Source organism: Rhizobium binae (assembly GCF_017357225.1).
In the GTDB taxonomy this organism is placed as follows: domain Bacteria; phylum Pseudomonadota; class Alphaproteobacteria; order Rhizobiales; family Rhizobiaceae; genus Rhizobium; species Rhizobium binae.
Window position 1 is genome coordinate 1,288,954 of sequence record NZ_CP071604.1, and the last position, 13,593, is coordinate 1,302,546.

The window sequence follows — 13,593 nt, forward strand, 5'->3', positions numbered from 1 at the left end:
ATGACACTCAATCGCATATGCACCGCTCTCCCGCTTCTTCTGTCGCTATCGCCGCTTGCAGGCTGCGATCAGAACTCCGTCGCAGCGGAGGAGACGGCTCCCCGTCCTGTCAAGGTCGTCATGGCAACGGCCGAACGGGACAAAGCGGCAAGCTCGCCCGGCGTGGTGCGGGCCCGCATCGAGACCGACCTGGCTTTTCGCACGCTCGGGCGAATGGTCTCTCGCAAGGTCGATGTCGGCGACCTGGTCCACAAGGGTGATCTCCTCGCCGAGATCGATCCCCTCAGTCTTCAACTCGCAGTTGACGGCGCCGAAGCCGACCTCCGCAACGCCCAGGCGCTGTTGGAGAACGCCGAGACGACCGAAATACGCAAGCGAAAGCTCGTGCAGAGCAGTGCGGCAAGCATGGCGGATCATGATCTCGCCGTACAGCAACTCAAATCGGCTGTCGCCAATGTCGCGAAAGCGACGGCCAGCCTTGCGAAGGCGCGCGAGCAACTGGGCTACGCCGAACTGAGAGCCGAATTCGACGGCGTCGTGACCGCCACCTCCGCGGAAATAGGCCAGACCGTCTCGGCCGGCCAACCAGTCTTGAAACTGGCGCGCCTCGAGCAGCGCGACGTGGTCGTCGATGTGCCGGAAGCGCAGTTCAGTCGCGTTCGCCTGAACGACCGCTTCAACGTCGCCCTCCAGCTCGACAGCACGATCCAGGCCGTTGGCGTGGTCCGCGAGATCGCGCCGCAGGCCGATCCGAACACCCGCACCTATCGGCTGAAGATCGGCATCGATCAGGCGCCGGACATCTTCCGCCTTGGCGCCGTGGTCACTGCGACGCCGCTTGTCGGAGAAGGGAAGCAGGCGATCACGTTGCCGCTCTCAGCCATTCGCCATGAAGGCGGTACCAGCCAGGTATGGGTGGTAGATCGCGCCACGTCCCAGGTCGTCCTGAGGCCGGTTGAACTCGACGGCCCGGCGTCCGCCCCCCGTTCCGTCCTGGTTCAAGCAGGCCTGCAGGAAGGCGAAGAGATTGTCGTTGCCGGAGTCGAAGAACTCACCGATGGACAGAAAGTGAAACTCGGACAGGAGCCGCGCCCGTGAATAGATTCAACCTTTCGGACTGGGCGCTCAAGCATCGCTCTCTCGTCTGGTATTTCATGATCATGTTCGCGGTAGCGGGCGCCTTTGCCTATCTCGGGCTCGGCCGCGAAGAAGATCCATCCTTCACGATCAAGACGATGGTGATCCAGGCCCAGTGGCCCGGCGCTTCTGCCGAAGAGGTGACCCAGCAGGTTACCGACCGCATCGAAAAGAAGTTGCAGGAACTTGACAACCTCGAACATACGCGCAGCATCACGACAGCCGGTCAGACGACCGTCTTCGTTGACTTGCTGCCCGACACGAATGCACGGGACGTAAAGCCCACATGGTTGCGGGTCCGCAACCTGATCGACGACATCAAGCACGAATTTCCCCAAGGCGTGGTGGGACCCTTCTTTGACGACCAGTTCGGCGACGTCTATGGCAACATCTTTGCCTTTACGGGCGACAGCGGACTGAGCCAGAGGGAACTGCGCGATTTCGCCGAGAAGGCCCGAACGCAGATCCTCAAGATTCCCGACGTCGGCAAGGTCGACATCGTCGGGGCGCAGGACGAGGTGATCTACCTCGAATTCTCCACCCGCAAGATCGCCGCCCTCGGCATCGACCGCTCGGCCATCATCGCCACGCTACAGGCGCAAAACGCGGTCACCCAATCCGGCTTTGTCGAAACCGGGCCCGAGCGCGTCGCTTTGCGGGTCGGTGGACGGTTCATTTCCGAGGACACGTTGCGTGGGATCAATCTTCGGGTAAACGACCGCTTCTTCCCGCTGACCGACGTCGCAACGATCACCCGTGGCTACGTCGACCCGCCGACGTCGCTCTTCCGCTTCAACGGAAAGCCGGCCATCGGGCTCGCGATTGGCATGAAGACGGGCGGCAACCTGCTCGCCTTTGGGGAAACGCTCGAAAAGACGATGGGTAACATCGTCCGGGAGCTTCCAGTCGGCGTCTCCGTCGAAAAAGTCTCCGACCAGCCGAAGGTGGTCGAGGAGGCCGTCGGGGGCTTCACCAAGGCCCTGTTCGAGGCGGTTGCCATCGTCTTGGCGATCAGCTTCATCAGCCTCGGGATGAGGGCAGGCCTGGTGGTGGCAATAGCGATCCCGCTGGTTCTCGCCATCACTTTCATGGTGATGTTCTACACGGGCATCTCGCTGCAGCGCATCTCGCTCGGAGCCCTCATCATCGCGCTCGGCCTTCTCGTCGACGACGCCATGATCGCCGTCGAGATGATGGTTGCACGGCTGGAAGCGGGCGACAGTCTCACGAAAGCCGCTACCTACGTCTACACATCGACTGCGTTCCCGATGTTGACCGGCACACTGGTAACGGTCGCGGGCTTCATCCCCGTCGCTTTCAACAAGAGCAACGCCGGCGAGTTCACCTTCACCCTGTTTGTCGTCATTGCGGTTTCACTCGTCGTTTCGTGGGTGGTCGCGGTCGTGTTCACGCCGCTGATCGGCGTGACCATTTTGCCGAAGACGATGAAGAAGCATGCCGAGCACAAGGGTCGGTTTGCGAACGTGCTGCAATTGTGCCTGCGCTGGCGCTGGATGACGATCGTCGCGACGGTTCTTCTCTTCGCCGGATCGGTCGTCGGTCTGTCGATGGTGCAGCAGCAATTTTTCCCGAGTTCCGACCGTCCCGAACTGATCGTCGACTGGAACCTGCCGCAGAACAGTTCGATCGCCGAAACGAGCCGCCAGATGGCCCAGTTCGAACATGAGATGCTGGCCGACAATCCTGGAGTCGAGCATTGGTCCACATATGTTGGCAGGGGTGCGCCGCGCTTCGTTCTTTCCTTCGACGTGCAGCCAGCTGACGTTTCCTTCGGACAGACGATTATTGTCACCAAGGGCCTCGACGTTCGCGACAAGTTGAAGCGGCAGATGGAAGCCTACCTTCAGAAGACCTTTCCGGCAACGGACGCCTACGTGAAGCTTCTGGACATCGGCCCCCCCGTTGGCAAGCCGATCCAGTACCGTGTGTCCGGCGAAAATCTGCAGACGGTGCGCGATCTCGCACAGAAGCTGGGCTCGATCGTCGGCACCCATCCTTACCTCAGGAACCTTGCCTTCGACTGGAACGAGCCGGCCCGTGTCGTCAAGATAGACGTTCTGCAGGACAAGGCACGACAGCTCGGTGTCTCGTCCCAAGATATCGCAATGGCGCTCAACACCGTCGTGCAGGGTAACGCTATCACGCAGGTCCGGGACGACATTTACCTGGTCGATGTCATCGGCCGTGCCGCGGAAAAGGAGCGCGGCTCGATAGACACCCTGCTCGACCTGCAGCTTCAGAGCAGCAGCGGTCAGTCCGTGCCGCTGTCATCGGTCGCCACCTTCCACTATGAGCTCGAACAGCCGACGATCTGGCGGCGCGACAGAATTCCGACGATCACGATCAAAGCCGGAATCGGCGACGCGACACAGCCGGCGACGATTGTGAAGGCGCTATCCGACAAGGTTTCTGCCTTCGAAAAGACCATGCCGGCCGGGTATTCCCTGAAGGTCGGCGGCGCAGTCGAGGAGAGCGCCAAGTCGCAGGGTCCGATTGCCAAGGTGGCGCCGGCCATGTTCGTCATCATGGCGACGCTGTTGATGATCCAGCTTCAGAGCTTCCACAGGCTGTTCCTGGTGTTCTCGGTTGCCCCGCTGGCGCTGATCGGCGTCGTCGTGGCGCTGCTCGCCAGCAACTCGCCATTGGGCTTCGTCGCACTCCTCGGCGTGCTCGCGCTGGTCGGCATCCTCATCCGCAACTCCGTAATCCTGATCGTCCAGATCGAGGAACTGCGCGCGGAGGGAATGTCGGCGTGGAAGGCGGTGGTGGAGGCGACCGAGCACCGCATGCGGCCGATCATGCTCACCGCTGCCGCCGCGACTCTCGCCCTGATCCCGATCTCGCATGAGATTTTCTGGGGTCCGATGGCCTACGCCATGATGGGCGGGATCGTCGTCGGCACGGCGCTGACGCTTCTCTTCCTGCCGGCGCTTTACGTCGCATGGTTCCGCATTGGCCGCGAAGTCGAGCAGAACTGAGATGACCATATCGCTCTCATTCCCTGGGCACATTGCCCGGGGCCTCACCCGATTTGGGTTTGGGTTCGCCAAGGCGATCGCTCCCCGCTCGGGCCGAGCCGTGCCGGTCCTCGTTGCCCTGTCGCTCGTGACATCGGGTTGCGCCAACCGGGTACAGGATGTCCTTCAGCCTCTCGCCGTGACCCCAACCGGCACGAGCCATGTCACCATGCTCGTCGCCACGACACGCAAGCCTTCCGAGGATCCAGGGAAACTCTTTACCGGCGACCGCGGGACGGCGATCTCCCTTAATAGCGTCGATGTTTCCCTCCCGCCCGATCGGAACCGCAAGATCGGAGAGGTGCAATGGCCTTCCCGCATGCCGCCAAATCCGCAAAGGGAGTTCGCGGTCACCCAGGTCGCGAAGTTGCAATCCGAGGGGCAGGCTTTCGACTGGTACCGGAAGAACCGCAACAGCAAGCATCAGGTCGTCATTTTCGTGCACGGCTTCAACAACACCTACGCCGACGCTGTCTTCCGCTTCGCACAGATCGTTCATGACTCGGGAACCGACGCCGCGCCGATCCTCTTTACCTGGCCATCAAGGGGCCGTGTCTTCGACTACCTCTACGACAAGGAGAGCGCCAACTATTCGCGTCGCGCTCTGGAGGATCTGATCCTCCAGGCCGTGAAAAGTCCCGACGTCTCCGATGTGACAATCCTTGCCCATTCGATGGGCGGCTGGCTTGCGGCCGAGGCGTTGCGCGGCGTCGCCATGCGCGAGAAATCCATCCCGGCAAAGGTGAAGAACGTCGTTCTCGCATCCCCGGACATCGACATCGACGTATTCCGTCGCCAGTTCACAGAGATGGGGCCGAAGCGGCCGCACTTTGTGATCTTGACATCAACGCGCGACAAGGCGCTGGAGGTCTCGAGCTGGCTATCAGGTGGCGTCAGCCGCGTCGGCGGGTCGGATCTGAGACCCTATGCGCCTCTTCTCGACGAACTCGGCGTAACCGTGATCGACACGAGTGCGATCGCGACGAACGATCCGCTCGGCCACAATGCCTTCGCCGACAGTCCCGAGATCGTGCGCCTGCTCGGGCGGCGGCTGGCAGGGCAGAGCCTCGAGGGCGGCAAGGCAAGCTTTGCCGATGAGATCGGGATGACAGCGGCCAATTTTGCCGGCTCGGCAGCGCGCGTGGCCGTTGCCGCTCCAGTCGCGGTCATCAGCCCGGAGGCGCGAGAAGTCCTGAAGCGGGAACTCTCCCCGAAGGAGAGGAAGATGGTGGATGGTCAGATTGCGTACTGATCGTCCGCCGCCTCTGTCAGACGCTGTCTGAGATCGTCCGGCATGCGAAACAGGTAGGATTGGCGAATGGAGGTCGGCACGACTATAAGAACCGGCCACAGTCCAGCCATATGTCCTCGATCATCGAAGCCGGCACCGCAGCGTGCCGGCTGTACGGGCCATCGAAAACAAGCGTTGCCGATATCGCTCGGCTGCTGGGGAAGTCGCCGGCAAGTGCGTACAAAGTCTTTCCCTCCAAGTCGGTCATCTGGAATGCCATTACCGGGAATTTTTTCGAAACCGATCTCCGCTTCACTCCATCCAGCGATGGTGAGCTCACCAGCGCGGCGAGCGCCCTGGAAGAAGCCGCTCGGAGAACATCGCCTGATGCTGCAGGCGCGTGACGGCGACAGCCAGGATTATCGCCTGCCTAGCTCGCGTCTTGCGCTTCCCGGGCAAATGCCCGGGAACTTCGCCGAGAAGATCGGTGGCGGCAGATAAGGCGGATCACGACAAAGCGCAGGTAAAGAACAGCCTCCGGTTTGCTCTCGGACAGCGTTGTCAGCACTCGGCCTGTTCCTCTTGATTTAGCTCAATGCTCGATGCCCGGTATGGCGCAAGGTCAGGGAACCAGGGTGAAACTTGAGTTCTGCAATTACATTGAACCAGGCGAGGTGGCGATCGGCGCCGAGGATGACGCCACCGTGCTCTGATCTCGAGTGAACTGGTGCTTTTTAATGGCCGCCGAACGGGCGTCAGATGCCGATTCACGCCGGAGCTGCAATGCCCTGAGTTGCCAAAGGAATGATGACATGGATCGGCAACAAATTCCGCTTAAGGTAACCGCAGCTCGCTTTGCCGGAACGGTCGGAGATTTCGTGAGCTCCGATGTCGGGGGGAAGGCCAAACTGATGTTTGCCGGGCTCATCGCGCTGTTGTGCGGGATTAGCGGACTGAATGTTGTCAACAGCTACGTCGGACGAAACTTCATCACCGCGATCGCCGACCGCCAGACCCCGGAGTTCATCCGGCAATCAATCTTTTACGTAAGTGTGTTCGCCGTCCTAACTGTTGTTTCGGTAATTGCTCGATTTGTCGAGGAACGGCTGGCACTGCTTTGGCGTCAATTCATAACCCGTCGCGCGGTCGCACTTTATCTGGCCAATGGTACCTATTACCGTCTGGGCGTCTCGGGGCAACTTACCAACCCGGACCAGCGGATCGCCGATGACGTACGAGCGTTCACCGTCACGACGCTCTCCTTCGTCGTGATGGTTTTTAACGGCACTCTCACGATAGTAGCCTTCTCTGGCCTGCTGTGGTCCATCAGCCCTTTGCTGTTTGTCGTGGCCGTTCTCTATGCGGCTTGCGGCTCTTGCCTGACGTTTCTCATGGGGCGGCCGCTGATCAATCTGAATTACGATCAACTCGATAAGGAGGCCGATTTCCGCTCCAGCCTCATTCATCTACGGGAGAACGCCGAGTCAATCCTATTGGCACGCGCCGAGGAGCGGCAGAACATCCTCTTGTCGCATCGACTTGAGGCTCTGGCCGCCAATTTTCGCCGGATTACCGCAGTGAATCGCAATGTCGGATTTTTCACCACCGGCTACAATTGGCTGATCCAGATCATTCCGGCCCTGATCATTGCTCCCGCCTTCATAAGTGGGGAAATCGAGTTTGGTGTGATCACCCAGTCCGGCGCTGCCTTTGCGATGCTCGTTGGCGCTTTTTCATTGATCGTCACCCAGTATCAATCGATCTCGACATTCGCCGCAGTGGTCGCCCGGCTCAACTCCTTACCGGAGGCAATTGAAAGATCGCAAACAATCGCGGAGCCAGCCATCGAGTTTGTGGAACGAGAAGGGTCTTTGGCCTATGAGCGATTAACCCTGCTGTCATCGAACGGCGCGCCCCTTTTAAAGGAGCTGTCGGTAACGATCCCGGTCGGGACCCTCGTCTTGCTAACCGGACCTAGTCACGCTGCGGGAACGGCTTTGTTCCGCGCGACTGCGGGCATTCCGACGCTGGGCACAGGGCGAATAATTCGCCCTGTGCCCGACGACATCCAGTTTCTTCAGCAGCGACCTTACCTGCCGCCGGGCACGTTACGACAGATACTCGAGCGTTCGGAGAACCCGGATGAAAATTCGGATGAGAGAATTTTCCACGTCCTGCGCGAGCTCGATCTCGAACGGCTCGTGAGCCTCGCGGGCGGGCTGGATAGGGAGCGAGGCTGGGAAATGGAGCTCTCACTGACCGAGCAGCAGCTTTTGATGGTTGCAAACGTCCTGCTCGCAACGCCGCGGTTCGTCTTCATGGATCGAGTGGATACGACCTTGGGTTCTGAACAACTCCGCAAAATACTGCGCCTGCTTTCCGAGCGTTCGATCACCTGCATCAACAACGGCGGAGCCCATGACTCGCGTGGTCTTTATCACGCGGTCCTCGAATACGGTGAGGACGGCGGGTGGAAGTGGACATCGAACCGAGCCTGATTCTAACCCTCAAAGTCGAGGGAAGGCGCTCGCGCTTGTGGAAGCCCTTTTGCGCTGCAAGAGTTCATCCAGCGGAGCCATCAATGATAAGACGCGTGATCGAAAGTTCAAATGCGGAACGCCTGGGAAGGGCACGGTGCTCGATCAGATCGAATCGAGCCACCCACCCGCAAAACCGGCCTTTTTCAGGCCGGCCAAAATCGGCGGACAGCGGCGCATGATGTTCCACAGCAGGCCCGTCCGGTAATTCTCGATCGCCAGCACGACCGGTCCCTGGTCGATTCCAAAATGATACGGAGATATCCACCATCCGGTGGGACTGTCCTTCACTGCAAATGACTGATTGAATGACGGGTTGAATCCGTAAAGGCGGGTCATTCCAAGGTTCATTCGTGCAAAGTTGCGGATCGTTGGGACGACTATTTCTGGTGCGAACGGCAGCGAGGCAACGACAACCCACGGTGCGATCGTCCCGTCGTCAGGGCCAAAGGGAGCACCGCGGGCTACGTAGTCGAAGAACTGCCGCCCGATTCCATTGACCTCCCGCGTGATGTAACCGGGGCCATCGCACGCCGTGAAGCCCCAGCAATGTTGCCCGTAGCCGACGAAGTTCATCGGATTTCGGATGGCGTACTCCTGCTGAACGAAAGTCGCTCGCCGGCTGTTCTCGAAATAGTCGCTGTCACGTCGGCGCATGAAATCGTCGCGGATTGCCCGAAAGTCCACCCACAGATGCGACAGCTGATGGGTGAAAAGCGGGCCTGAATAGAGTAACTCGCGGCCGTAGATATTTTTCCATTCGTAAGTCGCCGTGTATGCCGCGTAACTCTCGGGCTCCAGCGGGTGGGTCGGCGAACCGAGGCCAAGGAAGTAGAGCAGCAAGCCCTCGTCGTAGCCGCGCCAGCGGTGAGGGATGAATCCGGTTTCGGGCTTCCAACCATGCGTCAGCGTGGGCTCGCCGTTGCAGGCCCAATTCCAGTCCGCGCGCTCGTAGAGTTCATTGGCAAGCTGGCGGACTTGCGCTTCCTCGGTCGTATCGCGATCGAAATAGGTGGAAACTGTCAGAGCGCCTGCGAATAGGAATGCCGAATCTATGGTTGACAATTCGCATTGCCAGACGCGGCGGCCGGTTTCGATGTCCAGAAAATGGTAAAAGAAGCCCTTGTAGCCAGACGCGTCTGGCTCCGGTCCCTGCGGCAGTTCCAGCAGATATCTCAATTGCCTGCGAGCGACCTTCGCGGCGAATTCGCGGTTGACGACGCCGCGTTCCACGCCAATTGGACTTGCCGCCAAGCCCATCCCGATCGCCGCGATGCTTGCCGGGGCATTCGGCTCGGTCTTGTCGCGGATCAGGCCGTTATCCGGGTTCGTGACCTGCAGGTAGTACAGCAACGTGGTGAATTGCAGCAGCAGACTCCAGTCCGTCGGCAACTCGGCGAAGTCTGCAATCGAGAATGTGTCGGGTGCTGCCCTTGGCTCAGTATCGCGCATAGTCGAAACCTCGTGACGATCCGGACTGCTCCACCGGAGCCAGGGGAGCCTCCGTTCGTTGCGAGCTGGTCTAGCGTGAAGTTTCACTAACACGGCAGCCGGGTTCTCAAATTGATATGAATCAAGATATCGGGACCAGCCGTGGAGCCCTCTGCCTACTGCGGAAGGTGAGACGAAGTCGAGGGCGGGTACCAGATGCAAGCTCCTCAAGTGGAGTAGGGCGCGACGATCTTCGCCGTTGGCTCGTGAGCCAAATATTGATCCAAATCAATGCGAACGGTCGCTTGGCACCTATGTTGACACCACACTGTGCTCAATCACACTCGAAGGAGAGTCGAATGTTTTTTCGGCCGTTGATCGTCGGCGTGCTGGGCGCTGTTTTCGTGTGCGTCTCTGTGTCATTGGTCGCGTCTGCGCTTGGCCTTTCTCAGGGAGAACCGCTCCCTCTAATCGTCAAGGCGCAGGCGCAATCGGACCAACAGAACCCTCTCGAACGAGCCCAATCGGCGGTGGAGAGCCTGATCGCGCGGCTGCGTGGGAACGAGATGCCCGACGGCATCGTCAAGTCGAACGGTCGAATCGAAGCAACGCAAGTCGATGTCGCTGCGAAATATCCCGGCCGGCTGGCTACCTTGACCGTGGACGAGGGAGACGAAGTCACGGCTGGACAGGTCGTCGCCACCATCTCGTCGCCGGAAACCGAGGCACAGTTGCGCGGCGCGCAAGCGCAAGTCCTGAAATCCAAACAGGCATTGGCTGAAGCGAACGCGCTCATCGCTCAACGCAAAAGCGATCTGGATTTCGCCCGAGCCGACTATGAGCGCGGAAAGAAGCAAATTGCGGACCGGAATCTGTCGGCACAGGTGTTTGATCAGCGTCGCAACAGGTTCGAAGCAGCTGAGGCTGCCTACGTTGCGGCAAATGCCCAGCGGGATCAGGCCAGTTTCGCAATTGACGTAGCTGAATCTGACGTCGAACGTTACCAGTCAATACTGGTTGATCTCGTGCTCGTCTCACCCAGAAGTGGGCGGGTACAGTACCGGCTCGCGCGCGCCGGCGAGGTCGTCGCTGCAGGACAACGCGTTCTGACTATTCTTGATCTGAACGATGTTTACCTCACGATCTATTTGCCGGCGGACGACGCCGGCAAGCTCACGCTAGGCGACGAGGCGCGCATAGTCCTCGATCCCGTTCCGCAATACGTGTTCCCTTCAGTGATCAGCTTCGTGGCGACCGAGGCCCAGTTCACGCCGAAGAGCGTCGAGACGTCCGAGGAGCGGGAGAAGCTGATGTTCAGGGTCAAGCTCCAAGGCGATCCGCGGGTGCTTGATAAGTATCATCGTCAGGTCAAGACCGGGGTGCGCGGGCTTGGGTTTGTCCGCACCGATCCCAAGGTGCCTTGGCCTCCGGTATTGAGCGTGAGGCTGCCGGAATGAGCACGGCCATCGTCGCAAGCGTCCAGCATGTCACTCACCGCTATGGAAAGACATTCGCGCTTAACGACCTGACGCTTGATATTCCCGCCAACTGCATGGTGGGGATGATCGGCCCAGACGGCGTCGGCAAGTCTACCTTGCTCGCCCTCATCTCAGGGGTGCGCAAGATTCAAACCGGCCAGGTCACGGTGCTCGACGGAAACATGGGGGATCAGAGCCATCGCCGGGCGAGCTACGGCCGCATTGCCTACATGCCGCAGGGGCTTGGTCGCAATCTGTATCCGACGCTCAGCGTTTTCGACAACATTGATTTTTTCGGGCGGTTGTTCGGCCAGGGATTGACCGAGCGACGCGCGCGCATCGACGAGCTTCTGATAGCCACCGGGCTTGACCCGTTCGCAGATCGACCCTGCGGCAAGCTCTCCGGCGGCATGAAGCAGAAAGCCAGCCTCTGCTGCGCTCTGATGCACGATCCCGATGTGCTCGTACTGGACGAACCTACCACAGGCGTTGATCCGCTGTCGCGGCGGCAATTCTGGGAGCTCATTGATTCAATCCGCGCGCGTCGGCCGCAGATGAGCGTAATCGTCGCAACCGCTTACATGGACGAGGCGAGCCGGTTCGATTGGCTTGCCGCCATGGACGAGGGGAAGGTCATTGCGCGTGGCGCTCCGAAGGAGATCCTCGCCAAAGCGCAAAAGACCAATCTCGACGACGCCTTCATAGCACTCCTTCCGCCCGAAAAGCGCGGTCTGCACGAGGAGGTGGTCGTGCGGCCGCGCGTCGAATCGGAGGATAAGACGCCGGCAATCGAGGCCGAAGGGCTTACGCGCCGGTTCGGCGATTTCGTCGCCGTCGACCATGTGAGCTTTCGCATCGCACGCGGCGAGATTTTCGGGTTTCTCGGCTCGAATGGCTGCGGAAAGACCACCACTATGAAAATGATGACCGGGCTGCTGCCGGTCACCGAAGGCTCGGCCAAGCTGTTTGGCAAGCCGATGGGCGCTAACGACATGGAGGCGCGGCAAAACGTCGGCTACATGTCGCAGGCGTTTTCGCTCTACAGCGAACTGACGGTTTGGCAAAACCTCGATCTGCACGCACGGCTCTACCGTTTGCCGCCGAACGAGATCGACACACGGATCAACGAACTGCTCGAGCGGTACGATCTGAAGAACGTCGCCGATGAGAAGCCGGAAGGCCTACCCCTCGGCGTCAAGCAGCGGCTGCAGCTTGCGGTGGCCGTGCTCCACCGGCCGCCGATCCTCATTCTTGACGAGCCTACGTCGGGTGTCGATCCGGTTGCGCGCGACGCCTTCTGGCGCACGCTGATCGATCTTTCCCGCAACGATGGCGTCACCATCTTTCTCTCGACCCATTTCATGAACGAGGCCGAGCGTTGCGACCGCATTTCGCTGATGCATCGCGGACGCGTGCTCGCCGTCGGCACGCCGAAGCAACTGGTGAAGGAGCGCAGCAGCGATTCTCTCGAGGACGCCTTCATCTCCTACCTGGAGGAAGCCGGCGAAAGCGAAGACAAGAAGAAGCCGGAACCAGCGGCGCAACCCTCGGCGGTTGCGGGCATCACGGCAACCGAGCCCGTCCAATCGCGTTCGTCCAGGCGATTTGACCTCGGGCGGCTGTGGGCCTATGCCCGGCGCGAAACAATGGAGCTTTTGCGCGATCCCATCAGGATGGCGTTCGCCTTCATCGGTCCCGTCATTCTGATGATCGCCTTCGGTTATGGCATCACATTCGACGTCGAGAACCTGAGATTTGCCGCCTTCGACCAGGACCGGACGCCCGAAAGCCGCAGGCTGCTGGAAAATTTCTCGGGTTCTCATTATTTCAGTGAGCGGCCTGCGATCAGCTCTACCGCGGAACTCGAGCAGCGCATGCGAAGCGGAGATCTTGCTGTCGCCATTGAAATTCCCGCGGGCTTCGGCCGTGATGTTGAAAACCTGCGTCCGCCCGAGGTCGCATTCTGGATCGACGGAGCTATGCCGTTCCGGGGTGAGACAACGAGAGGGTACGTAGCCGGCCTGGAGCAGCGGTACGTGCGGGATCTCATTGTTGAGCGCTTCGGCCCCAATGCGCCATCAAACGTCTATTTCGGCGGCGTCAATATCGAAAACCGCTTCCGCTACAATCAGGCGTTCAAGAGCATTTTTGCAATGGTTCCGATAACCATCGTGATGGTGCTGGTTCTGATCCCGGCGGTCATGGCGACCATTGCTGTCGTGCGCGAGAAAGAAACGGGCTCGATCGCCAATTTTCGCTCCACTCCCATCAGCAAATTCGAATTCTTGTTGGGCAAGCTGGTCCCCTATGTCGTTATCGCGATGGTGGCATTCACTATCATGCTGCTGATGGCGATCTTCCTCTTCAACGTGCCAGTCAAGGGGTCTTTCGCAGCTCTGGCCCTCGGGACACTGCTTTATGTTTGCGCAACCTGCGGTTTTGGACAGCTCATCTCGACCTTCACCCGGACCCAGGTAGCGGCGGTCTTTGCCACCACGGTTCTCGCCATCATTCCCACGGTGAATTTTTCGGGTCTCCTCACACCTGTGTCGTCGCTTACGGGCGCGGGAAGGGTCATTGGCCTCATGTTCCCAGCGGCTTGGTATCAGCCGATCAGCGTCGGCACCTTCACCAAGGGACTCGGCTATTCTGATCTCTGGTTCAATGCACTCATGCTCGCGGTCTTTGGGGTCAGCTACCTCGGTGCCGCTCATGTATTGCTGCGCAAGCAGGAGAGCTGA

8 protein-coding genes are annotated in these 13,593 nt (G+C 59.9%); 7 read left to right on the forward strand and 1 reads right to left on the reverse strand.

Features of this window, described 5'->3' with window-relative positions:
- From J2J99_RS06255 to J2J99_RS06275, 5 genes are all read left to right on the forward strand, one after another.
- Positions 1–1,098 (forward strand): efflux RND transporter periplasmic adaptor subunit, encoded by a 1,098-nt coding sequence (locus J2J99_RS06255; RefSeq protein WP_168294332.1) that lies wholly within the window; start codon positions 1–3, stop codon positions 1,096–1,098.
- Positions 1,095–4,136, forward strand: coding sequence for an efflux RND transporter permease subunit (locus J2J99_RS06260; RefSeq protein ID WP_168294331.1), 3,042 nt, complete (start codon positions 1,095–1,097; stop codon positions 4,134–4,136). The genes J2J99_RS06255 and J2J99_RS06260 overlap by 4 nt, the downstream gene beginning before the upstream one ends.
- 1 nt (position 4,137) lies before the next feature.
- On the forward strand, positions 4,138–5,427 hold the full coding sequence (locus J2J99_RS06265; RefSeq protein WP_168294330.1) for an alpha/beta hydrolase: 1,290 nt from the start codon (positions 4,138–4,140) through the stop codon (positions 5,425–5,427).
- A gap of 110 nt (positions 5,428–5,537) precedes the next feature.
- Positions 5,538–5,810, forward strand: a complete 273-nt coding sequence (locus J2J99_RS06270) for a TetR/AcrR family transcriptional regulator (RefSeq protein ID WP_246735310.1) — start codon at positions 5,538–5,540, stop codon at positions 5,808–5,810.
- Between the two features lie 408 nt (positions 5,811–6,218).
- On the forward strand, positions 6,219–7,904 hold the full coding sequence (locus J2J99_RS06275; protein ID WP_168294329.1) for an ABC transporter ATP-binding protein/permease: 1,686 nt from the start codon (positions 6,219–6,221) through the stop codon (positions 7,902–7,904).
- 144 nt (positions 7,905–8,048) lie between these two features.
- Here J2J99_RS06275 and J2J99_RS06280 read toward each other — a convergent pair whose 3' ends face one another.
- Positions 8,049–9,395 (reverse strand): glucoamylase family protein, encoded by a 1,347-nt coding sequence (locus J2J99_RS06280; protein ID WP_168294328.1) that lies wholly within the window; start codon positions 9,393–9,395, stop codon positions 8,049–8,051.
- Positions 9,396–9,733: 338 nt separating this feature from the next.
- On the opposite strand from J2J99_RS06280, the gene J2J99_RS06285 reads away from it, so the two are divergent.
- Complete coding sequence (locus J2J99_RS06285; RefSeq protein ID WP_168294327.1) at positions 9,734–10,831, forward strand: HlyD family secretion protein; 1,098 nt, start codon at positions 9,734–9,736, stop codon at positions 10,829–10,831.
- Positions 10,828–13,593, forward strand: coding sequence for a ribosome-associated ATPase/putative transporter RbbA (gene rbbA / locus J2J99_RS06290; RefSeq protein WP_168294326.1), 2,766 nt, complete (start codon positions 10,828–10,830; stop codon positions 13,591–13,593). Before J2J99_RS06285 ends, rbbA begins: the two co-directional genes overlap by 4 nt.